General features: G+C 52.6%; 23 protein-coding genes and 1 tRNA gene. 8 read left to right on the top strand and 16 right to left on the bottom strand.

What is annotated here, in order from left to right; translation table 11 throughout:
* The first annotated feature begins 29 nt into the window (after nucleotides 1–29).
* Nucleotides 30–638, top strand: a complete 609-nt coding sequence (locus tag AC0L7R_RS04740) for a hypothetical protein (RefSeq protein ID WP_473659160.1) — start codon at nucleotides 30–32, stop codon at nucleotides 636–638.
* Between the two features lie 1,021 nt (nucleotides 639–1,659).
* On the top strand, nucleotides 1,660–1,794 hold the full coding sequence (locus AC0L7R_RS04735; RefSeq protein WP_473659158.1) for a hypothetical protein: 135 nt from the start codon (nucleotides 1,660–1,662) through the stop codon (nucleotides 1,792–1,794).
* Between the two features lie 550 nt (nucleotides 1,795–2,344).
* Here the strand turns inward: AC0L7R_RS04735 and AC0L7R_RS04730 are convergent.
* The 6 genes from AC0L7R_RS04730 to AC0L7R_RS04705 form a co-directional block, all read right to left on the bottom strand.
* Nucleotides 2,345–2,668: a hypothetical protein gene (locus AC0L7R_RS04730; RefSeq protein ID WP_473659156.1), complete on the bottom strand. Its 324-nt coding sequence runs from the start codon at nucleotides 2,666–2,668 to the stop codon at nucleotides 2,345–2,347.
* Nucleotides 2,669–3,112: 444 nt separating this feature from the next.
* Nucleotides 3,113–4,987 (bottom strand): TniQ family protein, encoded by a 1,875-nt coding sequence (locus AC0L7R_RS04725; protein ID WP_473659154.1) that lies wholly within the window; start codon nucleotides 4,985–4,987, stop codon nucleotides 3,113–3,115.
* Nucleotides 4,984–5,949, bottom strand: a complete 966-nt coding sequence (locus AC0L7R_RS04720; RefSeq protein ID WP_473659152.1) for a TniB family NTP-binding protein — start codon at nucleotides 5,947–5,949, stop codon at nucleotides 4,984–4,986. The genes AC0L7R_RS04725 and AC0L7R_RS04720 overlap by 4 nt, the downstream gene beginning before the upstream one ends.
* Nucleotides 5,942–8,095, bottom strand: coding sequence for a Mu transposase C-terminal domain-containing protein (locus tag AC0L7R_RS04715; protein ID WP_473659150.1), 2,154 nt, complete (start codon nucleotides 8,093–8,095; stop codon nucleotides 5,942–5,944). The genes AC0L7R_RS04720 and AC0L7R_RS04715 overlap by 8 nt, the downstream gene beginning before the upstream one ends.
* The gene (locus AC0L7R_RS04710; protein ID WP_473659148.1) at nucleotides 8,092–8,889 is read right to left on the bottom strand and encodes a PDDEXK family nuclease; all 798 of its coding nucleotides are present in this window, start codon (nucleotides 8,887–8,889) and stop codon (nucleotides 8,092–8,094) included. Before AC0L7R_RS04710 ends, AC0L7R_RS04715 begins: the two co-directional genes overlap by 4 nt.
* 212 nt (nucleotides 8,890–9,101) lie before the next feature.
* A complete protein-coding gene (locus tag AC0L7R_RS04705; protein WP_473660356.1) occupies nucleotides 9,102–9,296 on the bottom strand; it encodes a helix-turn-helix domain-containing protein in 195 nt (64 codons plus the stop codon).
* A 275-nt stretch (nucleotides 9,297–9,571) separates the two neighbouring features.
* On the opposite strand from AC0L7R_RS04705, the gene AC0L7R_RS04700 reads away from it, so the two are divergent.
* Complete coding sequence (locus AC0L7R_RS04700) at nucleotides 9,572–10,267, top strand: hypothetical protein (protein WP_473659146.1); 696 nt, start codon at nucleotides 9,572–9,574, stop codon at nucleotides 10,265–10,267.
* A 234-nt stretch (nucleotides 10,268–10,501) separates the two neighbouring features.
* Here the strand turns inward: AC0L7R_RS04700 and AC0L7R_RS04695 are convergent, their stop codons facing one another.
* From AC0L7R_RS04695 to AC0L7R_RS04675, 5 genes are all read right to left on the bottom strand, one after another.
* Entirely contained in the window at nucleotides 10,502–11,728 is a 1,227-nt protein-coding gene (locus AC0L7R_RS04695; RefSeq protein ID WP_473659144.1) for a DUF6596 domain-containing protein, read from the bottom strand.
* A gap of 3 nt (nucleotides 11,729–11,731) precedes the next feature.
* Nucleotides 11,732–12,091 carry a YciI family protein gene (locus AC0L7R_RS04690; protein WP_473659142.1) on the bottom strand — a complete coding sequence of 120 codons (360 nt, stop codon included), beginning with the start codon at nucleotides 12,089–12,091 and terminating at the stop codon, nucleotides 11,732–11,734.
* Between the two features lie 47 nt (nucleotides 12,092–12,138).
* Nucleotides 12,139–12,531 carry an MAPEG family protein gene (locus AC0L7R_RS04685; protein ID WP_473659140.1) on the bottom strand — a complete coding sequence of 131 codons (393 nt, stop codon included), beginning with the start codon at nucleotides 12,529–12,531 and terminating at the stop codon, nucleotides 12,139–12,141.
* Between the two features lie 402 nt (nucleotides 12,532–12,933).
* On the bottom strand, nucleotides 12,934–14,145 hold the full coding sequence (locus AC0L7R_RS04680; protein ID WP_473659138.1) for an HNH endonuclease: 1,212 nt from the start codon (nucleotides 14,143–14,145) through the stop codon (nucleotides 12,934–12,936).
* Between the two features lie 129 nt (nucleotides 14,146–14,274).
* The gene (locus tag AC0L7R_RS04675) at nucleotides 14,275–14,502 is read right to left on the bottom strand and encodes a hypothetical protein (RefSeq protein WP_473659137.1); all 228 of its coding nucleotides are present in this window, start codon (nucleotides 14,500–14,502) and stop codon (nucleotides 14,275–14,277) included.
* 82 nt (nucleotides 14,503–14,584) lie between these two features.
* Here AC0L7R_RS04675 and AC0L7R_RS04670 point away from each other — a divergent pair, with 82 nt between their 5' ends.
* A complete protein-coding gene (locus AC0L7R_RS04670; protein WP_473659135.1) occupies nucleotides 14,585–15,421 on the top strand; it encodes a DUF1963 domain-containing protein in 837 nt (278 codons plus the stop codon).
* Between the two features lie 277 nt (nucleotides 15,422–15,698).
* On the top strand, nucleotides 15,699–17,402 hold the full coding sequence (locus AC0L7R_RS04665; protein WP_473659133.1) for a GmrSD restriction endonuclease domain-containing protein: 1,704 nt from the start codon (nucleotides 15,699–15,701) through the stop codon (nucleotides 17,400–17,402).
* 673 nt (nucleotides 17,403–18,075) lie between these two features.
* Here the strand turns inward: AC0L7R_RS04665 and AC0L7R_RS04660 are convergent.
* The 4 genes from AC0L7R_RS04660 to AC0L7R_RS04645 form a co-directional block, all read right to left on the bottom strand.
* Nucleotides 18,076–18,152: transfer RNA gene (locus AC0L7R_RS04660), tRNA-Arg, on the bottom strand.
* A 75-nt stretch (nucleotides 18,153–18,227) separates the two neighbouring features.
* Complete coding sequence (locus AC0L7R_RS04655) at nucleotides 18,228–19,637, bottom strand: ATP-binding protein (RefSeq protein WP_473659131.1); 1,410 nt, start codon at nucleotides 19,635–19,637, stop codon at nucleotides 18,228–18,230.
* Between the two features lie 21 nt (nucleotides 19,638–19,658).
* On the bottom strand, nucleotides 19,659–21,077 hold the full coding sequence (locus AC0L7R_RS04650; protein ID WP_247129860.1) for a dihydrolipoyl dehydrogenase family protein: 1,419 nt from the start codon (nucleotides 21,075–21,077) through the stop codon (nucleotides 19,659–19,661).
* A gap of 3 nt (nucleotides 21,078–21,080) precedes the next feature.
* On the bottom strand, nucleotides 21,081–21,827 hold the full coding sequence (locus tag AC0L7R_RS04645; RefSeq protein WP_473659129.1) for a VTT domain-containing protein: 747 nt from the start codon (nucleotides 21,825–21,827) through the stop codon (nucleotides 21,081–21,083).
* Nucleotides 21,828–22,142: 315 nt separating this feature from the next.
* On the opposite strand from AC0L7R_RS04645, the gene rpmH reads away from it, so the two are divergent.
* The 3 genes from rpmH to yidD are packed head-to-tail and all read left to right on the top strand — an operon-like array spanning nucleotide 22,143 to nucleotide 22,935.
* Nucleotides 22,143–22,277 (top strand): 50S ribosomal protein L34, encoded by a 135-nt coding sequence (rpmH, locus tag AC0L7R_RS04640; protein ID WP_008231458.1) that lies wholly within the window; start codon nucleotides 22,143–22,145, stop codon nucleotides 22,275–22,277.
* A 44-nt stretch (nucleotides 22,278–22,321) separates the two neighbouring features.
* The gene (gene rnpA / locus AC0L7R_RS04635; protein ID WP_348107820.1) at nucleotides 22,322–22,717 is read left to right on the top strand and encodes a ribonuclease P protein component; all 396 of its coding nucleotides are present in this window, start codon (nucleotides 22,322–22,324) and stop codon (nucleotides 22,715–22,717) included.
* Nucleotides 22,714–22,935: a membrane protein insertion efficiency factor YidD gene (yidD, locus tag AC0L7R_RS04630; RefSeq protein WP_473659126.1), complete on the top strand. Its 222-nt coding sequence runs from the start codon at nucleotides 22,714–22,716 to the stop codon at nucleotides 22,933–22,935. Before rnpA ends, yidD begins: the two co-directional genes overlap by 4 nt.
* On the opposite strand, the gene AC0L7R_RS04625 is transcribed toward yidD, so the two are convergent.
* Nucleotides 22,932–23,471, bottom strand: coding sequence for a DUF3833 family protein (locus AC0L7R_RS04625; RefSeq protein ID WP_473659124.1), 540 nt, complete (start codon nucleotides 23,469–23,471; stop codon nucleotides 22,932–22,934). The two genes, yidD and AC0L7R_RS04625, sit on opposite strands and share 4 nt — an antisense overlap.
* Nucleotides 23,472–23,516: the final 45 nt, after the last annotated feature.

Below are 23,516 nucleotides of genomic sequence, written 5' to 3'. Positions count from 1 at the left end.
GGTCGAACGAATTTTGAGGTATGACTCCGATGACAGCCAGATATCTAAATATCCTTTTGATCACTTCACCAGTTTTACTGAGTGGGTGTGGCGGCAGCACCGGAGCTTTTGAAGATCCGATGGTTCAGGCACCAAACTTAGGCCTCTTCGCGACGGAAGCATTGCTTGTTTCCGAAGTTTCTCAACTGACCTTCACAAACCCCAGTTCGATAACCAGCCTTGGATCTGCAGCCTACGTGGGAGTTCTGTCTGGCTCACTCGAACTGATTGAGGGCACGCCAATAGATTTGGCCGGTGCCCTTGCCATCAGAACCGACCTTTCAACCGGCACTTTGCAATTTGATGGCGAAGCAACTGACTTCGTCACTAGTGATGCTTCTCTCATCGCGGGGGTACTGACACTTGAGCAGACAAATTTCGACGCTGCTGCAAATGTTGATCTAGATTACAGCTTTTCCGGTATTCTTGAGGGGCAGCTGGGCGTCTCCGACCTTGAAGATCTCAATGTCAGCATTCGGCTTGAAGGCGATTTTTATGACGAAGATGCAGCATTCCTAGGGGGAAGTGCCGTAGGTTTGGCCGATACAGGCGCCGAACGTGGTGAATTTCGAGGTCGGTTCATTGTCAAAGATGGATGATGTCTCGTTGTAGGTTGGGCTTTGAAGTGACGATCGCTAACCTTACCGGTGTCGGAAAAAGTAGCTTCGGAGCATATTCTATTAGAGGTCAGCATTGATATTAAGTTTTCCTTTTGAACTGTCGGCATTCAGCGGACCGTTACGCTCGGCAGACATGCGTATTAGACCTCGTAAGCGTTAGCATCTCGAATTGGCGCATGTGATAGATTTTGGGCACAAAAGGGTACCGCTTTGAGTTAGCCCAAATTGAACTGACCCGGTTCCCCACCTACATCGCGGAACCTGGACTTCAAATCCCACCTCACCCTCGCCACAGATGTGATCAGCTCCTGCAAACTTCCAAGCTAATGCCCTGTAAGCGTCGTAAAAACAGTTGAGACCTAAAGTTTGACATACTCAATTCGATCCGGCGGGCGGCTGAAAAATCCGCCATAGCAGATCTACTGTTCGGGCCGACGATCCCGTCAGGTGTTCCAAGTTCGCAACCGAGTTCGATTGAGTTCGACCTGTACTCTGCGCACAGTTTCACGGGTCGAGTCTTGAATGCTCGTACTTGGTCGAGTTACCTGCATATTATTTCGTGCCATCCACGACCTTACCATCGAGTCCGTAATATCTTCGGCGAAACAAATCGGAGATCTACCTCCAGGACGCGACCAAGCAGACCGCCCCCCACATCTCGAGCCATTGCTCGCCCGATTGTAGGGGCATGGACAATTGCCTGGGTATCGTTGAATGGATTGCTGAATCATTTGCCGCTTGAACGGTACTAGGTCCTGAGCAGTTGATGGCTGAGGGAACGCAAGAAGTGCTACAATCAGAAAAGTGCCTAAGTTATATTTCATAATAAAATCACACAATTAAACTGGACCGAACTAGCGATCGCCCGCTTAGGTTGCGCTCGGTGCGGTCGAATTACAAGGCTAAATCTATCTTTTTCCGTGTGGTCTAACGCCAAACTCGCCCCAACCAAACCGAGGAAATCCATGCATCAAAAATAGATGCGATATGGAGATTACCTATGTTTTATTCACTACTGGTTTGGATGTTTTCCAAGCCAAAGGGCCGTGTTTCGAAGCTGGGCCCGTTACTCGAAAGCGTCTACCTTGCAACCATTATCCTCATGCTGGCACTGCTGAATGGCTGCCGTGCTTGAGGGGTTGAAGGGCGGATCAATCGTTCTGCTACACCCGCTGGACGATATCCCTGAACACCGCTTTGAGGTTTGGGAGACCTTCGAGGACTATGTCTCAGGTTACTCAATCGATGGCCCGCTGGAGACCTCGCAGCGCAACAGCAGGGCTTACCGACGCTGAACACTACTGGGGATGGCTTGCGGACTATGTGTCGCGTGGGTCGTTCCTCGGTTAAACCCCTCCCGGTGGCTACGGCTGCCGGGGGGGACGTCCTGTAAGACTAGCACAGCTCCGCCGACTACATAGTACCGCGACAGCGCGTGAGCAAAAGTGATGCCCCAAAACGAAGCGGCAAAAAGTGTGGCAACATAGGTAAATGCCTTTGGCTTCGAGATGGCACCCTAACGGCTCAACTGCACGGCGACATTGTTTAGCCAATTCGCCCAGTGTGACGTATTTCGCGCTGAATGCTGTGATGCGCTGTCTATTCAACGAGCTTGCGGAACGAAAGCCAGATCGCTCCGCAAGAGTGCCTACTGATAGAATTTTTCTAGCTAAGCTAGAAGCCGCCTATTGGCAGCTTAACAAGCGATTTTCTAAAGCCAGAACCTGACCTTTAGCGATGGCCACTGCGCCCTCTTGATCCGAACCAGTAATGCTGCCTACAGGTAAACCGATCAAAAACACGCCAATCGCATCCCCGGTAGCTGCAGAGTTCTGAGCTTCAGACAAGGCGGCTAAATTTGCTTTTTCAATCGTTAATTTCTCCTGGGCTGCTTGGCAGGAAATATTGTCAAATGCATTCCCTACGGAAACCGGAGCGATAGCGTCTGGGCGCTTTGCACATGCTGAAAGACTAAAGACTACGGCGGTCATCAAAATAATTTTCTTCATTTCTCATATTCACTCTCATTAGAATCAACTTATCGTTTGATCCATTTGAGCGAAAAATTGCTCATTTCCAAGGCGGAATATAGACATTTAATCCGAGTGATTAACTAGCAACACTCGCAACGTATGAGGACAATCATTTATGATAAAATAGTAGCTGTTCTGTCGTGCTTTGGTTCAGGATCATTTGGCCTCATAGCAAAACTGATCATTCACCTAAGATCACAATCTTCGATACATTCAATCAGGGCGACTTAGAGCAAATCTGCCAACTTCTGGCTGTTGGAATTAATATTCATGATGATGAAGCCTTTGATAGCTATCACCAACATCTACGCTAGGAGTCCCAATTAAAAACGAACTGACTGGTCGGATTCCGTAACAGACCATGAAAACCCCTTAACGGGCGTTATGTGAAGCACCAGTAGGTTGAGATATCACCCCGCGCTACGCATGTTGACGCCCCTCTCGCTTTGTTTCCGTGGCGAGCGAAACCCCTGCCTTTTGAATGCGCCGATCCAGGCCCTTTCGCTCATAGTACCAGCTGATCCTCGGCGGGGTCTCAATCGGGCAAATGCCCTTCGCTTCGAGATGACACCCCAGAGGGCCAGAGGCGCGTTTGTATCGATGCGCCAATTCACCAAGGGTCATATAGGCCTTGCTAAAATCAGCGATGCTGTCCTGGCAAACCGCATCAATAAATTGCCGGGACTTGGGGTTTCTGACACGCTGTGACGTCAAATGCCCTTCATCGATCAGATAGTTGATCGTCGGATATGTGACCCGTAACAGCCGCGATGCCTCGCCTTTCGGGATGGCCGCCATTTCCAACGGCGGTAAAACCTGTCGCAACTCCTTTAGACAAATCGTGAGCCCAGCAAGACCTCTGATGCTTTCGTCCCGACTGACCTTTGCAAGTCTGCCTTCCAAGATCAGGTGAACGATATCTGCGCTGGGGCAGCGAACACGTCGAGACGCGTCGATGACTGATCCCCTTTTCTCGCCAGTCAGCGCCTTGTGGTCAGCGCCTTTTGACACATTCATCAAAAAGCTATCGAGGTCGCGCTGCAGGTACTTTGGAATGACATCCAGAGCGTCCGAAATGGGTGTGAGGATCCCTGCGTCCCGCAAGCCCTGAAGCATTTCACCACTGATATTCAAGACGTTTGCCGCGTCATTAGCTGTTAAGCGGCTGGCAAGCCTTTCAGAAAACCGGTCCAGATCCGCAGACTTAAGCCCCTCACTCAACCAAACGGCATTGTCTTCGGTGCGTTTCGCGGCAAGACCTTCCGCGATCAAAACCCGATTCATGCGTTTGCGCTGGATACCAAGTGATTGCCAGGCCCTGTGAATGGTAAACGTCGTTTCCTTTTCGCAGGGCTTGCCCAAGACCATATCACCGACCCGCAGTGGATAGGTCCGAAAGATATACTCTCGAACCTCGTCCTTCAAAATTTCGAACTCATCCCCGAGCGCTGAACTTCGCAGCCATTCAAACAATGCGCCGAAGTCAGTTTGATGCCGCACTGTTCGCACAGCCATTGGCGTGACAAGTTGGTCTAAGGCCGCATAAAGCCCCGACTTTCCGTCCGCCAATGCCTCGAAACCAAGCTGCCCCGCTTTCGACAATTCATCCTCGGTTCCAGATGAGAGTTTCCGACCAGGACCCACCAACAAAACAAATCCCAAGACCTCACAGAAACGCGTGGCAAGGTGCATTGGCATATCGTCCAGAAACGGGACAGACAGCTTCCCCTCGAGACGTTGCAATATGTAGCTTTCAAACGGTGTGAACAACCTTTCCTCGCCCTCATCTGCAGCGCGATTAACAAAGTTCCAATGCTGACTGATCTGCCCGGCAAAGTCATAGTTGAGTATCGTATATTTCTCAGGCGGGATCGACAGCAGCGGCACGTTATGAACGGCACATGTTCGCACCGATGCAAATTGCCAGAAGTACCGGCGATACCGACCACAACGCCCCCCTTGCTGATAGTCCTCGACAAGACACTGCGGGCAGACGCGTAAACGAGACCGTATCAGCGAATTACGTGTCCCCTGTTGGCCCGAGACCTCAAATCGGTTTGATCCTGTTGTGCGGATCGCCCAACGCTTCAGATCAGCGACACGAGCCCCACCAAGTTCTCCAACCTTCTCAAACAAGGCGTCATCGCCGCGCACAAAATCCTGCCATCGAAACCCCCAGTCGAGACACAGATCAGACGGGCTGCCCAAACCGCACCAGAGCGCGAGCCGCGACACATAAGATGTCGCGGTCTCAAACTGTTGAATGGGGAACGATAACGTGTGCTGAATGCTCATCGGTCGCCCCCTCCCGGATGGTTAGCTTTGCGCATCACCGCGCGCGGGTCGATTGCCAGATAATCTGAGACAACAAAGATATTTAGACCTCTGCTGCACCCTGATTTGCGCTGGAAAGCGTCCACAAAGTGATCAATACGAAGCGCATCACCCTGAGCAAGTAGCGCGTTTTCGATGCCGCTGAGGATCATTTCGATGATCAACCCCAGCTCATTACAACCTGCGTGGACCAGTCGTGGTAAAAAGTCGTTGAGCTGCAGCTCTGGGCAAATGCCCAACCCCGCCTTGGCGGCATACGCCAAGAATGTCTCTCGGACTTCTGTGCCATGCGTGCTCCAAGAGACCGCATCGAGATTGATCATATCGATGCGTCGCTTCAGTTGATCGTCGGAATTAATCATTTCCAGCATCTTGGGGGTACCGGATAGGATCAGTCCAACAGGCCAGACGCGGTTGTTCATCAGAGATTTGAGCGTATTGACGACATCGCCTCGTGTGTTCAGATTCTTGGTCGAAAAGAGGTCTTGGGCTTCATCAAGGTGAACAAACAATGTCTCCCGTTTGTGCAAAAGATCCCGCACCTGATCCCAGATAAACCCCGCGGGTTTGTCCCGTGTCAGGGGGTACCCAAGCCCACACAACATGGCGGAGCCGACATATTTCAATGTCGCGGGTGATGGCACTAGAAGACTGATGAGTTCAGCCTTCATCTGTTCAGGCCGGGGTTGCGACAAATCGGGATACTGGGTCAAAAGCCGGTTCACCAAGGTCGACTTGCCGCTACCGGGGGCGCCGACGACCGCCAGCCCCCGCGCTTCACCATACAGACCAAGAGATAGATTTGCCCTCCTGCGTTGAATTTGGCGGTCAAATTGGTCCCAAAGCCGATTGTACGGTTCACTCTTGATGAATTCTGCCCGCAGTTTTGCGATCTTGAAGTGAATGTTGTTAAGATCAGTCATGGTCAAAGCTCCATGTGGAAGCGCGGTCAATGTCGCTCGTATCGGTTTCCAAGTTGCTGGTTTCGGCGGCTTCGAAGGTCGCACCTCCGCCACCGCTGTCTGACTGCGGCAATGGGACCACGTGGCCGAACAGGTCGTCATCGGGCGGGAGATCAAAACGCTCCGGATCATCTGGCTCGATGGCCAAACCAAGATGCAAATCATCCATGCCGCGCCGCAGGCCGTAAGGTGTCACCGCGCGTAGCTGCGCGCCGAAGGTGTGCTCGTCTGCCGCATTCAACGCGACGATCTTGGCAAGCGCCTCAGCAACCGTGCTTTCGTGGATGGTCGCCTGATCGCGATACTTCATCGCAAGCTGGCGTGATGTTTTTTTCCAGTCATCGTAGGAAACACCGTCGAAGCACTTCTGAATTGCTTTGGCGGGGTACCAAGTGTCATCAACACGCACCATGATCCAGCCGATGTCGTTGAGATCAACTTTGATCTCGACCTCTTCTTCATGGCTATGAAGATGGAAACGCCGCAGGGCCGCACAAGTGTAGTGGATATCGAAGACCTCCACCCCTTTGCCGCTCACTTTGCGCGTGAGGCTCTTGCCGAAGGCACGTCGCCGGATGCGTTCTGGGACATCGGGAACGACACCTTTTTCTGCGGCCAGCCTCTTCCAGCAGTTATTGGGTGTTTCTCCCTTGAGACCCCGATGGGGCCGGTTGTGATAGACGTCCACCACGTACAGGATCAGCATCTGTATTAAGGTATCATCTGTAATCGCGGCCGTTTCCACAGACGGATAGTCACCCCTTTCTTTTGGATTAGAAAATGTCGGCCCCGCGAGGCCAGGCATCAGGTTTGTACCGAACGTCCCGAATATCCGCTCAACACGCGACCGCAGATGCGGTAACCCACCCGTTGGGGTTTCTGGTAGACCAGATGCGTCGAAGATTGCGGTATGGAACCTGTCGTCGATAAAAGCTGCACCGAGGTCTGTCGCGATGGTTTTAAGCCCGCCGCAGTGTCCCCATTCGGACCTACATCCGGCTGCAGCAGCCAAATCGCTCTTATCGCGGGTTGCATCGGCTAAAAGCGCAACGGCATCTTCCGAGTTAGGCGTGACCGCCAATCTCATGCCCACCACGCAGCGCGTCGCACAATCGATCGCAAGGTACAGCCAGCGTCGCCCCCGTGGCAGCGCGGCAAGCTGTTCCGGAGAAAGCCCTGCCAAGGCCCCGCGCTGTGCCAAGATTGATATCAGATCAACCTGCCACTCGTCGATTTCCACCCGCTCCATCGGGTAAGCAGCGTCGATGCCTTCCTCATACAAAAGGAACTTTCGATTGGCAGCTTCAACTCCATGTCGCGCAGCGTAGGTTGTGTAGGGATCAAGCTTCGCGATTTCCCGCTCAACCATTCGTTTCGAGGGGACTTGAAGCAACGGCAGGCCATCTTGCTCAAACTGCTTATTCTTCGCATCAAAGCTGGCTTTACAATCGGCTGCGACCTGACGTTTTGACCTCCGCTTGCGTGTTAAATAACTACCGATGGCTTCTCCCAGCATGCGCAATTCGACAAGGCTGAAGCGCGGATTACGATTGCCAGAGAGATGCGTTCGCGGAACAAGGCCAAGAGGCGAATTGCCTGCAGCCTCAAAGCGGCGCACCCACTCTAAAACCGTACTGGCACAAGGCGCATCTCGGTACACCTTTTCTTTGCCCGCCCGCTTTGGTGTCCAGCCGCCTTGCACCGCTTTGGCTTGCTTGTTTACAAGCCTTTCAATCTCCTCAAGGACCGCGTTGACATGGAATTCTGTGCGTTTCGCGCGCCCGAGTGCAAAGAACTGCAAAAGCGTGCTGACATATGCGTAGCGCCAAACTACTTCTATCTGCACCTTCAGAGGTAGTGCGCCAATAATGTCGGTGTTGGCAAGTTCGCGGGTCTCAGCGGCTCCGGAAAGAAAATATTCCCGTTCGAGCAACACATCAGGCTGCTTGAGCTTTTGGCGTAGCTCCTCGAAGGTGAAGAACAGCCTCTCAATCGGCGTATCCGTGCTCTCATACGTGGCACCGATGTCTGTGACCGCCACGCATTGGTACTTCCGCGGCTCAACCGTCAAGCGATCAAATGTTGTGTAGTCCGTCGCTTGGCTCATTGTGCAGCTCCCGTGAGGATCGATGTTTCTGCATCAATCTTTGACGTGCGGTCTGCGGTCAGTAGGCCCTCGTAGATTGCGATGAAGATCGTTCTAAAACCGCCGCTGCCGGCATCCAAGGCTCGCGCCAAATCCCCCACTGTCGTCGGGAACGAAGTTGTCGAAACAAGTGCGCGCAGTTGATCGAACGTCGCAGGACATCGATGACGTGAAAAATCATGATACCGCTCTGCGTTCAGCGCCTCATCCCGTGTAAAATCTTGGTCTGTGATCAACACGAGATCATCGGCAAAGTCCTTCCGGATTGCCGTGCGAATGTTCCGCAGCTCCCGCATGAACTTTGTACGCGCCGCAATCCTGGCGGGTTTGACGACGATCGCGATCCGCCTGCCAGATTCAAGCACAATGTAGAAGTCGATGAAGTGGTGTTTTGGCTGTCCCTGGTCATCGAAGTACCGGACCAAAGGCGGTTGTTCCCAAAGATCGATGACATCGCCCCGCGCCAGAAGCACAAACAGAACACGCTGTTCCAGCTTGCTTTCAAAGTAGACAACTCTCGGCCTTTTCCAACTGGGCAATTGTACGAGGACGCCGCCTCGGGAACTGATTTTGTTACGCTTCCCAATCCGGCGCGTTGCTCGGCTGGGCAGCGGAGGCAGGTCTCCGATGTCATCTAAGACGGCCAAGTTGTCGTTCAATACCGCGGCCTTGAGGTCCGTTGGTTTCGGCTGGAGCGGCGTGGGTGCTCCGCTCAAGGATGAATTTAGTTCAAGAAGTTCTGTGTTGTCTGTCATAGCTTTTGCATGCGCAGCCGGGCTCAACCCAGGCTACGTCATGGCTCTCCTTCAAAAAATGGATGAACGGAACCGCCGCGCAGAAAGCATCTGCGCGCTTGACCGGTTCCGAATTCTATGTGATGAAAGAGGCGTACTAGGGTCGGAAAACTTAAGTACACATCTTTCAGAAGGCCTTTGAGAGCAACTGCTCTCGAGGGCCTTTTACTTTTCTAGGTCATTGGTGTTCTCCTTTCGTAGTTCCTGTCCGGGAAAAGCTCTTCGGCTGTGGTATCCAAGGCTTCCGCAATGGCACGTTCGACACGTCTCGAGCGCCGATAACCTTGACTAACAGCTGTAACGCTTCCCGCTCTGATACCGAGGTCCCTCGCCAAATGAGCCAACGAAAGCTTCCGCTGTCTTAGCATGAATTTAGTGCGTTCATGTTTCTCGAGGTCTGGGTGCATTATTTCATCAAACTTATTTGACGTAACTTTACTTCTCGGCAGTTTGTCCGCTCGTCAAGAATTTCCAGTTTGTGAAGGGTAATTCCTCACCTTTGCTGCTCCCCGCACGCTACAAACTGAGACTTTTGATTTTTTTCCTCACGAAAAAATGGCAGCTTGGTCACGAATGGAATCAGTCGTGCCGCAGCAAACAGATGCTGATTTCCAGCCAACGATCAGGGAAATGGAGCTAGACCGTGTCTGAAGAGTTAACAGAGGCCCAAATTACGCAACTGACAGCGGCAAGAGAAAACCTTCGTCGAGCTCAGCAAGTCTGGGATTCACTTGCAGATTTGCGGCTCCAAGAAAGGCGCTTTTGGAGATCGCAAAGCAATCGCCCAGCCAACCCAATTTCTCGCACTGAACAACAGATTTCTCAGCACCAGGACAAAAAAGACCAAGAACGTCGTGCTCACCGACGCGCACGACTGAAGCTTTTGTGGGAAACACGCGCTGCGCGACGAATAATAAGGAAAGCTCTGCCCTCGCCTCAAGCCGTCGTGTTGAAATATGAGCAGATCCCCAGATTAGATCTGTGTGCCCAGATTATGGGTGTAACACGCAACAATGCCGTAAAATTGATGAAGCGAGGCGGAATCGATATTCACGAGGAGATCGCGCTGGAATGGGAAAGTGGCTCATCACTTCGCGCACTTAGCGCAAAACATGGACCCTGCACTCAGGCAATCTCCAGAATGATAAAGTTGACTGGGCGCCAGATCAGACCTCGTAATGCGAATCCTCGATACGACGCAGAACTGATGAAAAAGCTGTTCAATATTGGCTGGTCTACAAACAAAATCGCGAAGTCGATGGGCATTAGCTGGGCAACAGTCCAGAATGCGAAATCTCGCCTTCATCAGCTGGAAAATCGTGCAGCAGTTCCCAGTTGATATTGCGGTGATCCTTAAAAAAACGCTCTCATAATTGGTCAGCATTTCCCGCTAGGTTTTTCTGGCTGGGAGAGGTGCGGAAACGCATGAACGCTTCGAAGTTCAATCACGTAACGCATGCGGCCCTTTCCGGACCTTCAGCCAACCTTCGCGATGCTGCGCATGCAGCCCGCATTGCCGACATTCGCAGCGGTTGCTTGAAGGTCTACCCTTGATGAAGAATTGCACGAAGCACTAGGATTCTAACTGCTGAAGTCGGTTCTCTAAGAATTTCTGGCCTGAAGGGCTTTGCGCAAGGTCGATTGCATTTTGATACGCTTCACGGGCCTCTTCCGGTCGACCTGACTGCTCCAGAACATTCGCATAGGCCGCATAGAACGGTTGAAAGTCGCGCAAATCCGTTTCTAAATTTTCAATCTTGCGCAACGCCAATTCCGTCTCGCCCAGCTCTGCCATCACAACCGCCCAGTTTAGGGCCACCACGGGCGTCGGCTCGTGCGCCCAAAGAGAGCCGTAAAGCAGCGAGATTTGCTGCCAGTCAGGTTTGGGGCCGGACATATGGCAATCTGCGATTGCAGCCTTGATCTGATAGGGGCCAGGGCGACCGCGTTCCACGGCCTGCCCCAAGATCTCTTGCCCTTCGCGGATCATATGTGTGTCCCACTGACTGCGGTCCTGCACTTCGGGCGGCACAGTTGCGCCATCGGTTCCGACCCGTGCTTTGCGTCGCGCCTCGGTCAAGAGCACCAACGCAAGAGCGCCTTCAATCTCGGGGTCGTCCGGGCGCAGCCGATCCAAAAGGCGCATCAGAAAGATTGCCTCTGCAGCAAGGTCGCGGTCACTTTCATCCTCGCTGATATATCCGACAGTGTAGATCAGGTAGAGCGTCGAAAGCACCGCATCCAATCGCGCAGGCCAAACCTCTTGATCAGGAATTTCGAAGCCGACACTGGCCTCTTTCAGTTTCGCCTTGGCGCGCGAAATGCGCTGACCAATTGCGACGTCGTTATCAAGAAACGTCGCCGCGATCTCGCGGGTTGTTAGATTGCAGACAGTCCGCAACGTCAGCGCCACGCGGGACTTTTCTTCAAGGAGCGGGTGGCAGCAGGCGAAGATAAGACGCAAACGCTCGTCCGGGATTGGTTCATCATCCAAACGCTCAGAATGTGTCACATGAACAACCATGAAATCATCTGCCTTTCGTGTGTCGCTCTGGCCCTTCCGTATCCTATCGATCCCTTTGTTGAGGCCGACTTTCATCAGCCAACCAATGGGAGAATGCGGCAACCCAGATCGGCCCCAGTGGGACATGGCCGAAATCAGGGCATCTTGAAGAGCGTCCTCGGCCAGTTGCAGGTCACCCAATCGCGTGGACAATCCAGCGATCAGCCGCCCCCGATCATGACGCAACACATCTTCGATGGCCTTGTTGATCGCAATGGGGGTGGCTGTTTTAGTCATGGATCAGCCCGCCGGGTTATAGTTCATCAACGCACGCACCTCTATGGTGCCAAACGCGGCCGATGGGATCATTTCGGCATAGGTGATTGCGGTATCCAGATCGGGCACGTCAACAATGTAATAGCCCCCTAGGTATTCCCGTGTTTCGGCAAAGGGCCCATCCATAGTCTCGGTCTTACCTGCCTTGATACGCACGGAGGTCGCACTGTCCGGCTGATTGAGGCTTTCACCATCGACCAAGACACCGTCCTCTTTCATCTTTTCGTTGGCGGCAAAGAACCCACCCATCATGGCGTCGAATTCCGGCGTGCCGTATTGCGGCTGCTGTTCAGGGTTGTTGTAAATCAAAAGCATGTACTTCATTGGTCGTTCCTTTCCAGATTGAGATTAGTTCAGAAAATTCAGTGGCGTCAAAGACCCAGAATATTCACGCAGAGGCAGATCATCAGGTTCAGTGTCGCAAGCATGTTGGATCCATTTCCGACATAACGCAGGACATGGCCCGCATTGTCTTTCTTGAGACCAAACGGATGTGCAATCCGCCCCAAGAGTAAGAGCGCTCCGCCGATATGCAGATAAAGTGCGGGGGCACCGATGCCCTCCGCCAAGATCATCAGGATCAACACAAAGCTGGTCCATTCAGCGCAGTTGCCATGTTGGCGGATGCGCAGCAGTAGGTCGGCATCGCCGCCATCGCCGATGGATTGCCCCATGGCACCACGCTTGGCAGTGACCCGCATCCAAAGAACCATATAGATGATTGCTGCGGCCAGGGCGTAAATTGGTGTTACAGTGAAAGTCATGTCTTCGTCCCTCTTTTGGTTTTGTACCTCTAGGACGGAAGCTGCTCTCGGTTTTCGACATCGGTGGCGGAAATTTCTACGTTTTTCGACGGGAGTTCTTTCAACGCATTGATAAAAATAACAACTTACTGAAAAACAGTTCCCACCTTTCGTGCGTATCCTTGACCGAAACGAACGAAATACCGCCCAAAACCACCTGAAACCTACGTCATAGACGGCCCATTGCAGCCGTTCGCAAGGGTTCTCGAATGCTGCGCCCACAGCCCACATTGCGGACATTCATGCAGTGCGCAGCATTTCAGCCGACTTGAACTCACACACTGCGAAACAAAACTGCGTTTCGCCTTTGACTTGCCAAAGGCCGGCTTCAACCCAAAGAGCTTTTGCGGGAAAATTTGCGACTTAAGTGCCGACGTCAAATCTGATGTTCGCCGATGGTAGAGTTGAAGGGGCCGTTCTTCGTGCTGCCAGCTGCTCCAACTCAACCAAGGGCTGTGAGCCTAGAATATGAGCGAGATACTTTGGATATGGAGTTGGGCCTACTCCTTTTTGAACTTGCGGAACGACTAGCCAATGTTTGCCCTCAAGGTAGTCATGACCGAGCTGTTCCAATAACTCGCGGTCATCTGTGATCTGCACGACCATTTTTCGCCCAGATGGCGCAGTAACGACAAGAGCAAGTGCTCCATTTACTTGTTGTAACAGTAGTTGCCATGCACCGGGCCACTTTAGAAATTCGGAAAGCTCCGGTGAATCGTCCTCTTTCAAGAACCCGGTACCCCTTATTTTCAGGTCCACTCTCTTCAAAGGGTCAGCTTCGCGAAACGACCTTCGATGCAAACGAGCATCATCTGAGGTCATGAAACTTTGGCCGAAGATTTTGAACCCAACCGCTAATGCCAATTTCGACAGGAAACGAGCATCCGCATGCAACGGAAGGGATATTTGACCGTGTATCTGTCCACCTGCATCAGTATGTTGATACAGTTTTCTGACAGCTTCCAAATAGAAAGCATGCTCGGGATTTTCCGGTGATAGTGCTGAAAATCCCTCGTGTTCGTCAGGCCAGCCTGAGGTCTCCACGAATAGCTGGGCCTTGGAGAAATGCCGTTTGATAGAGCGTAGTGCAACTTTAATCCAGAAAGGCTCTTCGGTGGTGAAACTAACAACGACGCGTCCTGCCTTCGAACATTTCGAAGACCTACGTGGATCCCCGCCCACATAGGTGTCAAAAGTGATCTCGCTTTTTGCACGGAAATGCAAAATATTGGCTCCCGGAGTGCAAACCCAAAAATCTGCCACTTCACCTTCAGGAGCTTCAATATTCTGAACTGTGCTACAGAAACCTAGAGGGATTGTTTCGGTCGAATTCTCCGAAGATAGATATTCCAGCCCATCACGCATTCTTTCGGCTGCAACCAAATGCTGCTTGATGAATGCGCCATCCACAAACACCCCAGATATACTGTTACATTTGCCGCATACGTCACGTGTCCGCCAGAATTCAGAAAGATAATCTCCCCCTAATGCATCTGGCCAGATGTGCTCTAGGGAAAAGTCACTCGACTGTTTCTCTTCGTCACAATAAATGCAATTCTTGGTCTCATCTATCATTCCCAAGCCTTTCGCAGCATTCCGTATTTCTGGCTTCTCACTGCTTGAAGGTGCCTATCTCGATCACATTAGACTGTGTCAGCAACGGCCGCTATCAAATTTAACTACGCTTAGAGAGGTCTTAGAGATTTAATACTTGAGGCTCTTCCGGTCATCCGATGTGTCGTAGCATGTCCACATCGAGCACGCGCCAATATCGACAAAGTCGGCCCTTAGCTGCCGTTCACTCACTGATCGGCATGCTGCGGTGCGGCCCGTCAAACCGGCCATTAGCCGCAACCACGAAATCTTGGATGCGGCGAACGGGAAAGGTGCGGACAAAGCGGACGTCTCTTCGGCCGTTACGAATGGCAGCATCCGATTTTTCTTGTGGTATTCTTGAGGTGCTTGCATTGTCGGTCCAGCCACAAAACTATGCGGCAAAGGGCTAGTAGCGGTCATGGTCAAAAAGGTAGTTATTGCGACACTGGCAACTGTATGGTGTGCAACATTGCTTGCGCTCATTTGGATGAGCGAAGTTGCAAAAGCCGCGTCGATTGGCCCCCAAATCATCGCAGTTGCAATATTGGTTTCAGTGGGCTGGGCATTGTGGAAGCTTTCTAGCTTTATTCCGTCTCCCCTCAAGGACAATCCAATTCAAGACCGGGAAGTCCCGGAAAAGCTCACTGACCCGCTTCCAGCAGTCCTGATCAAAACAATTGACCAAGGTGCAACAGTTGCTTCACCTAAAGGTAGCGCTCTGAGCTGGATTGGGGGGCAGCCACCAGGACTACATCAGCCTTGGCCCTGCGACCCGATCACAGAGGAAAAGATGCAGCATTACGCAACGCTTTCTTTTTCTCAATTGAATCAGCATTTACCGCCCGACATTTTGCCAGAGTCCGGTCAGCTTTTGTTCTTCATATGCAGAAAAGATGCTTTGCTAGCACGCGCCCGAGGGATCACATCAAGCGATTTCGCAATCATTGAGAGATCAGATGAACAAGTCGCTACAAAGCCCGAGCGTAAAGGCGATTTTCCATTTGCACCGATTGACTTCACTTCCGAGCAACAAAATACCGACGTTCGAATGGGAAGCAGTAAGGCGCACCAAGTCTTCGGAGTTGGATTGGATATTCAAAATCAGTTGGAGCCTGTGCAAGATCGCCAAATGCTTTTACAGCTTGGGTATGACGATGCAATCGGCGTCGAAGGACTAATTCAGTTTATGATCTACCCAAAAGACTTGCAGGCACGGGACTGGAAAAAAATTATTGCCGTTACAGCGAATGACTAGGACCGGAGCAAAGAGGACCTGAGCTGAGGCTTTAGAGATAGCCGCCCTTCACGCTCTTTGCAGCATTCGTCAGGATGGGCTCACTGCCGCCATTCTCCGCATTGCGGTATACTGATGGATTTACACGGGTTCGATCGATGCTCACCGGCCCATAGCTGCCTTTCGTTAAACAGACCCAAAAGGTCTGCTTATGAAGCGCAATACGATTGAAAAGTAATCGCTGCTCCGACAACATGGTGGTAGCCAAAAGGCAACCAACACAAAAAGGGCTATCGAATTGGCAAACATCGATACGGGCGCAATCAATATCGGAACCATACTGCGGGACGGTAAGCGATACTCAGTTCCTGAGTTCCAACGTGATTTTAGCTGGGAAGCAGAACAAGTCGACCAACTATGGGACGATTTTCTGGCCGCGATCCGAAATCAGCGCGACGATTACTTCCTCGGTTCGTTTGTAATCAATGACAAAGACCAGTCGAATTACAAGATTATCGATGGCCAACAGCGTCTTACCACTACTTCAATACTTGTCTGCGTACTGCGGGATCACGCAAGCCGGTTGGGTGAGGACGACACCGCCAAGCAAATCAGCACAGATTTTTTGGGTAAGTTTGACTACAAGTCCAAAAGCACCATTCCAAAGCTAACGCTGAATACCAACAATCGCGACTTCTACGATGAACACATAATCAATCAACCCGACATCCAACGTATTCGACGGCAGGTTAATTCACGTAGCATTCCAAAGACTAACCGCCTTCTCGCGAGTTGCTACTGCTCACTCTACGACAAGGTTGGTGAAACCTTAGACGACGGGCAAAGTCTTGGTGATCTTGTGACAGCCATCACTGGAGCAATCGATGATACATTCCAGGTAATCCGAATTGCTGTGAAGGACGACCACGATGCTTATCTGCTCTTTGAAACTCTGAACGACCGCGGCTTGGCTCTTTCGGTTGCTGACCTGCTAAAAAATTACTTGTTCTCTAAATCTGGAAACAAACTCCAAAGGACGCAAGACAATTGGCGGTCGATGGTTGACTATCTTGGTGCTATCGAATTGAAGCGTTTCCTCAGGCATTACTGGCTTTCCGAGTACGACGTAGTTCGTGAAAAATACCTTTACAGGAGAATAGCCGACAAATTTGAGAGCCAGACGCAGGTCGTCCAGTTGTCACGCTGCCTACGCGACTCTTCGGAGTATTATTCGGCCTTGCATGATCCGGAACACGTAACTTGGGATCTGTTTGAAGGTAGTGAGCGATCGCGGATAAAGGCGAACATCGATCAGTTGGTCACGTTCAACGTCAACCAGTATAACCCCTTGCTACTCTCAGTTTTCGAAGCAAGGCCCGAGATATTTGGCGGCGTCAGTTCAATGGTCGTCGCCTTCGCTTACCGCTATAGTATCATTATGGGGCAAGGTACGGGCAACATCGAAAAAGTCTTTGCCTCTGCAGCGCAATTTGTACGCAAAAACCCAAGTTGTTCAGCAAAGGATGTATTTGATCAAATCAAGAGCCTGTATCCTTCAGACGCTGACTTCCGGACCTCATTCGCACGAAAACAGATCACTGTTTCAAAACTAGCGCGGTACACTCTGAAGAAGCTGAACGATCATATTGAAGGCAATACCGGCATCGAGGCGGTTTCCGATCCAAATTCGCTCAATTTGGAGCACATTCTTCCTCAGAAGTTCGTACCAGAGGAATGGTCGGAATTTCTTGACGACCCAGATGCTGAAATTGAGGAATACATCCACCGGATAGGTAATATGACGTTGCTCCCAAGCGGAGTAAACCGCAAGTTGGCCAACAAATCCTTCGCAGAGAAGGTTGAAGGCCAATACTTTGTAGAAAGCCCGCTCAAAATCAATGACTCAGTTGCCGAACAAGATGTCTGGTCAACTTCGAGTATCGATGCTCGCCAGGCAAAGCTGGCTCGGATTGCCCAAGCCGTATGGCGCGTCAACTACTAACCGACTAGCGGCGATCTCATCATTTTAGCGAACGCCTCAGTCTGCAAAGCAGACATTGGGGCGAATGCAGCGAATTTCCGCACCCCGCCAAATGCCGCGTCTTGTTGCGATTGCGGCATGGCCCCTGCCAAATCCCTTGGATGTGTCACCGCGCCCTAAGCTCAAGCTGCAAAGAGCAGCTTTCACCCAGAACGTCACAACTAATCGGCAGCGGATCCAATAGTCAGGTATCGTCTCTTTTAGAGCCGGTGCCTTTCCTTTGCCTCATGCTGTCCATAAGCCGCGCCGATCTGCCCTGCGGGTCGCGGTCGCTGGGGCAACGGATCTGCGATCCTGGTCCTTCTATGGCTGTTTGGGGTTCGGGCAAGCCGAACGCCGCCGCACAGCGTCAGGGTGAGGGCGCGGCCCTCCCCCTCGGGCAAGTCCATTAGACAGCACCGGGTCCTCGGCTAGCGCCTGCGGGCCGCACCACTGCCGTCGAATAGACCTGCCTCGCCCCCTCCCGCGTTCGCCACGTGGCAAGATTTCAGAGCAAGCGCACTGCGTGCGTTGTCTTGAAAACCTGCAACGATTGAAGGGCGCGAGAAACAAGCGATGGCAATCAAATCGATGGAAAATGTAGAGCTATGTGTCGTGAAAGGCAGAACTATGTGTCGCCTGACAAGTGTGTATGTGGCGGACTGGGGAGGATTCGAACCCCCGACCCCTTGATTCGTAGTCAAGTACTCTATCCAACTGAGCTACCAATCCGCGTGTGGTGGGATTTAGCTGTGCCTGCCGGGGTATGCAAGGCCCAAATCGTAAGTATTTTTAATCTTGTTCAATTCAGGCCGTTTCAAACGCCGAAGGCTCCAGTGCCAAGTCAGCTTTTGGCAGCTGGATCACGAACACAGTACCGTTTTCATCCGTGTTACCGAGCTCCAACCGGCCACCGTGGCCTCTGATCAAATCGCCTGCGATGACGAGGCCCAGTCCCGTCCCGCCTTTGCGCGCCCCGCCTTCAAACGGTTTGAACAGATTGTCCCGTGCTCGCTTCGGCAACCCTGGCCCCGTATCGCATACTTCGATCCACCATGCCGCATCGTCTTCGAATCCGCGGATGGTGATCGTGCCAGGGGCCCTTGTTGCTTCAATCGCTTGACGGGCATTGCGCAGCAAATTGGACAGGACCCGGAAAATTTGTTCTCCGTCCGCGCGTACAGTCATCGCAGCCGGCACATCCGCTTCAAACGTGATTGGTGCATCGCCTGCCGCAAGGCGTTCGCCTTCCAGCAATTCGTCGACCAACCCGACCAACACAATGCGGGTTAGCGTAGGCTGCGGTTCTTCCACGCGCCCGAAGGCCAAGGTCGTTTCGCACAGATTGACGGCCCGCGTGATCGATCCGACCAACTTGGGTGCCATGCGTTTAACCAGTGGGTCTTCCGAACTTTCGATCCGGTCCGTGAACAATTGCGCTGACGTGAGGATGTTGCGCAGGTCATGGCTGACCTTGGCGACGGCCCCGCCAAGCTGCGCGAGACGATCTTTTTGCCGTAATGCGCCAGTCAATTGGTTTTCCATAGATTGCAACGCCAGTTCAGCCGCATGCAATTCGCGCACGGTGGCCGTTGGTTCAATGATCTTACGGGCGTCTTCTGGCGCCGCGGCATACCGTTCCATCTGATCGACCAACCCTTTGATAGGCCGGACGAGCAGGTAGCGAACCGCAACAAACAACATCGCCGCCGTGATAACCGAAATCACCAACGACAGGATCAAGACGTTCCGTCCATACGCCATCATTGCATCGCGCAGCGGCATTTGCGGTGTCGTGATTTCAATCAGTGATCCGCCGCCTTGCACAGGCGTCCCCATCACGCGGATGACCTGTTCGTCCTTGGTGACAAGCGTCGACATGGCGTCCCTGATCAATTCCCACGACGACGGGTCGCGCATGTCGTAGGTCGCCATGACGGGAAATGGGATCGGCGATGACAACGCCAGTTGCCGGACTTCGTTACGCCGTAAAACAACGTTATAGACGTCAGCGTTTTTCAAAAGCTCCGATTGCAGCTCTGGCGATATGAACGGATCCGCCTCGAGCGCCAATGATGCGATTTGTGCCCTCTCAAGGCGTTCGAGCAAATAATCTTCGCGGAACCGCGCAATCGACGGCACAAAGATAAAGACTTCGGCCAACATCACAAAAATGATGGTCAGAACCAAGAACCGCCCAGAGAGGGTATTGAACATAATGACGCCTTCTTGCCTGCGTTACGGGATCCAGCGCTGAACGAACCCAACAACCCGCTTAACCATTGCACTATCAAACAAGCGCGGGCTGAAATAGGCCCCAGCCGCCCGCTTGTTGACCTCACTTATGGTCGGGTAAGGCAAAACGGTATTGGCGATGGCAGACATTTTCATATTATTTGCAATCGCCATGGCCCACATCGAAATCAATTCACCCGCAAGATGACCGGCGATGGACGCGCCCACTGGCCGTCCCTTGACCACCATCACCTTGATAAGGCCTGTAGTTTTCCGTTCTGCGATGGCGCGGTCGTTGTGGTGATATTCGAAACGCACCACTTCTAACTTGTCGCCATGTTTTTCGCGGGCTTGGGCTTCGGTCAGGCCGACTTGGGACAATTCTGGATCAGTGTAAGTCGCCCAAGGAATATGAGACGTCTTTTGCTTGGACGGCAAACCGAACAAAAGTGACCGGATCAGAACACCGGCATGATAGCCTGCCACATGGGTGAATTGTAGACCACCAGCGACATCGCCAGCGGCATAGACCTTTTTGTTTGTCTCGGACCGCAGGTCATCACCGACTTTCAAACCACGCCGGTCATGGGCGATGTTGCCCTTATCCAGATCAAGCTTATCGATGTTCACTTTACGCCCAACGGCCATAAGCAGATGGGACCCAGTGAAATCACCTTTTGGCGTATGGACCGTCACGCTATCATCCGTGCCGCTGATCTTTTCCGCCTGCGCACCTTCGATAATCTGGATTCCTTCGTCGCGCATCTTGTTCAGCACGATTTCGGCCATTTCCGGATCATCGTTGCCAAATGCCTTGGCCCCTTCAATCACGGTTACATCGCAACCAAGGCGACGATGCGCTTGCGCCATTTCCATACCGATGGGCCCGCCACCGATGATGATCAGATGCTTTGGCTTTTCGCGCAGATCGAAGATGTTTTCATTTGTATAGTAAGTGACATCGCTGATGCCATCGATTGGCGGCACAAACGGGCCAGACCCTGTGGCCACAACAAACCGACGCGCTTCGATGATCGTATCACCGGCTTGCACTTCGTTTTCAGAGATGAACGCGCCAAATTCCTGAATGACCTGAACGCCCAGACCCTCGAAACGCTCGACCGAATCGACTGGTGCAATCGTCGCGATGACGTCGGCGACGTGATCTTTGGCCGCCGCGTAGTCCACCTGCGCCTGTTCGTCTGCAATGCCCAGCGCGGACCCATGGGACATCGCATAGGCTTGTTTCGCGGACGCGATCAGCGCCTTTGATGGAACACAGCCATAATTCAGGCAGTCACCGCCCATTTTGTGGCCTTCAAGCAGGACAACTTTTGCGCCCATTTGAACAGCGCCAGCTGCGACAGACAGACCGCCAGAGCCACCACCAATGATACAGATATCAGTTTTAATACGGTTCATGGCTTAAAGACCTTTCTTGCCGCGCACGGCCTTGATCAAAATAGGAAGTGCGGCAAGCACGCAAAGGCCGATGATTGGGCCAATGATGAATGGCTCAAAGATGATGCCAAGGTTCGGGGTTTCGCCACGCTCGAACACTTCACCAAGACCCGCACCAACGGACGTGTAGACTACAGCACCCGGAATGATGCCAAAGAATGTTGAAATGATGAAGCGGCGTGTCGGGACCTCTAGGAACGATGGAATCAGGTTCGCCATGAAGAACGGCACAGCCGGCACCAGACGGATCAAGAACAGCATCGACCACTGGTTTTCATCGATTCCATCTTTGATCTTTTTGACGATCCCTTCGGATCCTTCCAGCTTGGCACCAAGCTTTTCCCCGAATCCCCAACGGGCCGCGAGAAAAATTGCAGTCGCCCCTAGCGTCGCACCAGTCACGTTGAATAACGCGCCCGGGAAAGTGGCAAACAAAAAGCCGCCTGTCAGCGTGGCAATTGTTGCACCCGGCAATGAAAAGGCCACGATCACGACGTAGGCCGCAATGAACAACAATGCTGTCAGCAGATAATTGGCATCGCGGAAAGCCAGTAGCGTTTCACGATTTTCGCTCAACGCATCGAATGTCAGGTAATCACGTAGGAAAATTGCCCCCAACACAGCGACAATCGCTATGATTATAAGGGGCAATCTGCGGACATAGGCACTGCTTTGCTTATCAGGGGCCATTTCGGTCGGGGCATCAATCATCGGGTCATCCTATCATATTGCGCGGCGCCATCACGGTTGACGGACGCGCTTTCGTTAGGACTGTAGATGACTTGAAACGTCTGTTGGTGATACCCCGATCACGGGCGCTTGATCAGTCGTTAGCGGTTTGCGATACTTCGGGGCCTATCAGGCCGTCGACTGAAACAATTGACCTGCCACGCTATGTGAAATTGTTGCAGTTTTCTGGTCTGACCTGCGTTGACAGGACACGGTACCCCCTCTAAACGACAAGTCTGAATTCCAATCGGCTTCGAATCTCTAACAGGGTTTGGCCCATTAACCGGAGGACACGCGATGAAGCGTACGTTCCAGCCATCTAACCGGGTTCGTAAGAACCGTCACGGGTTCCGCGCGCGCATGGCGACTAAAGCTGGCCGCAAAATCCTGAACAACCGTCGCGCAAAAGGCCGCGCGAAGCTGAGCGCGTAAGCGCCAACTTTCGGTTATTCGAATTGAAGCCGCCGGTGGCACCCATGTCTGACCAAACGGTCGATCACATGGACGGTCCACCGGCGGTTTTCGCTTGTCCAGCGATCACTGTACTGACCAAACGGGCTGATTTTGTCCGGTGCTCCAAGGCACAACGCTTTGGAACCAAGGGGATTCATCTGCAGGCACGTAAGCGCCACGCCGATGAAACGGCCGATGGTATCCGTGTCGGTTTCACCTGTTCCAAAAAAGTCGGCAACGCCGTCGCCCGCAACCGCGCCAAGCGCCGTTTGCGCGAAGTTGCGCGTCTTGTTCTTAAGGATCACGGGCGCGATGGCTGGGATTACGTTCTTGTCGGACGGTTCGAAACGACAGCCGCCCTGCCCTTCACCCAATTGCAAAGCGACCTGATCCGCGCATTGGATAAGGTGCACACATGAGCCCGCTTGCCCACGTCTTTGCAGCCCCCGTCAAGGCATATCGCCTTCTGCTTAGTCCTTGGGTGGGACACGGGTGCCGTTTTCAGCCAACCTGTTCCGCCTACGCGCTTGAGGCGTTGGAAAACCACGGCGGCATCAAAGGCAGCATCCTGACGATTCGCCGCATCGGACGATGCCACCCTTGGGGCGGCTCAGGCATCGACAACGTGCCCGACTAGTTTAGCTTTTCAAAGGAAATGCTCACGTCCCCAATGTCAAAGCCGTACCGCTGCACGTAGGCGCGATTGAACAAACGGTCCTCAGACAGCAACCACATCCAATCATCAAACGTGACCCGCATGGTTTCAACAGACCCGTCCGCCGCCGGAATCGGCAAATCAATCTCATAGCGCCAATTAAAACGGCTATCCTGTTCCTCACCAGTCGCGACACCGATCACACCGGGGGCTGTCCCTGTCCAACTGTCATGTCCAGTCTTTGTTAGTGTCCAGATGCGTTTCTCGGTCGATCCATCTTCGTAAATGAAATCTTCTTCCAAGCGCAGGCGTTCCCCGTCCCAATCGCCTTTCAACTCGACCACAAAACTGCGCCGAACTGTGCCCAAGATGTCTTGGAACTGGCCATATGCGACCAAATCACCGTCAAAGAATTCTTCAAGGTTTAGTTTTTCGCGGCCCAGGCTTTCGTCGTCAAAGGACGGCTTCCCAGTGCAAGCGGACAATACGACCAAGGCGGCAGCAATCAATAAACGCATATTTGTTCCTCTTTTCCTCCAACGACTTAATTCGCAAAGCGGCAG

Source organism: Yoonia sp. D2-7 (genome assembly GCF_055809435.1).
This window is presented reverse-complemented; position numbering and strand designations above follow the sequence as displayed.

Coding starts and splice junctions, on each gene's coding strand:
- AC0L7R_RS04625 (WP_473659124.1), bottom strand. CDS start 23,471: ATGCGTTTATTGATTGCTGCCGCCTTGGTCGTATTGTCCGCTTGCACT.
- yidD (WP_473659126.1), top strand. CDS start 22,714: ATGAGCCCGCTTGCCCACGTCTTTGCAGCCCCCGTCAAGGCATATCGC.
- AC0L7R_RS04695 (WP_473659144.1), bottom strand. CDS start 11,728: ATGACTAAAACAGCCACCCCCATTGCGATCAACAAGGCCATCGAAGAT.
- AC0L7R_RS04685 (WP_473659140.1), bottom strand. CDS start 12,531: ATGACTTTCACTGTAACACCAATTTACGCCCTGGCCGCAGCAATCATC.
- AC0L7R_RS04730 (WP_473659156.1), bottom strand. CDS start 2,668: ATGAAGAAAATTATTTTGATGACCGCCGTAGTCTTTAGTCTTTCAGCA.
- AC0L7R_RS04735 (WP_473659158.1), top strand. CDS start 1,660: ATGTTTTATTCACTACTGGTTTGGATGTTTTCCAAGCCAAAGGGCCGT.
- AC0L7R_RS04650 (WP_247129860.1), bottom strand. CDS start 21,077: ATGAACCGTATTAAAACTGATATCTGTATCATTGGTGGTGGCTCTGGC.
- AC0L7R_RS04705 (WP_473660356.1), bottom strand. CDS start 9,296: ATGCTAAGACAGCGGAAGCTTTCGTTGGCTCATTTGGCGAGGGACCTC.
- AC0L7R_RS04710 (WP_473659148.1), bottom strand. CDS start 8,889: ATGACAGACAACACAGAACTTCTTGAACTAAATTCATCCTTGAGCGGA.
- AC0L7R_RS04720 (WP_473659152.1), bottom strand. CDS start 5,949: ATGACTGATCTTAACAACATTCACTTCAAGATCGCAAAACTGCGGGCA.
- AC0L7R_RS04675 (WP_473659137.1), bottom strand. CDS start 14,502: ATGCTGCCATTCGTAACGGCCGAAGAGACGTCCGCTTTGTCCGCACCT.
- AC0L7R_RS04715 (WP_473659150.1), bottom strand. CDS start 8,095: ATGAGCCAAGCGACGGACTACACAACATTTGATCGCTTGACGGTTGAG.
- AC0L7R_RS04670 (WP_473659135.1), top strand. CDS start 14,585: ATGGTCAAAAAGGTAGTTATTGCGACACTGGCAACTGTATGGTGTGCA.
- rnpA (WP_348107820.1), top strand. CDS start 22,322: ATGTCTGACCAAACGGTCGATCACATGGACGGTCCACCGGCGGTTTTC.
- rpmH (WP_008231458.1), top strand. CDS start 22,143: ATGAAGCGTACGTTCCAGCCATCTAACCGGGTTCGTAAGAACCGTCAC.
- AC0L7R_RS04725 (WP_473659154.1), bottom strand. CDS start 4,987: ATGAGCATTCAGCACACGTTATCGTTCCCCATTCAACAGTTTGAGACC.
- AC0L7R_RS04740 (WP_473659160.1), top strand. CDS start 30: ATGACAGCCAGATATCTAAATATCCTTTTGATCACTTCACCAGTTTTA.
- AC0L7R_RS04690 (WP_473659142.1), bottom strand. CDS start 12,091: ATGAAGTACATGCTTTTGATTTACAACAACCCTGAACAGCAGCCGCAA.
- AC0L7R_RS04680 (WP_473659138.1), bottom strand. CDS start 14,145: ATGATAGATGAGACCAAGAATTGCATTTATTGTGACGAAGAGAAACAG.
- AC0L7R_RS04645 (WP_473659129.1), bottom strand. CDS start 21,827: ATGATTGATGCCCCGACCGAAATGGCCCCTGATAAGCAAAGCAGTGCC.
- AC0L7R_RS04655 (WP_473659131.1), bottom strand. CDS start 19,637: ATGTTCAATACCCTCTCTGGGCGGTTCTTGGTTCTGACCATCATTTTT.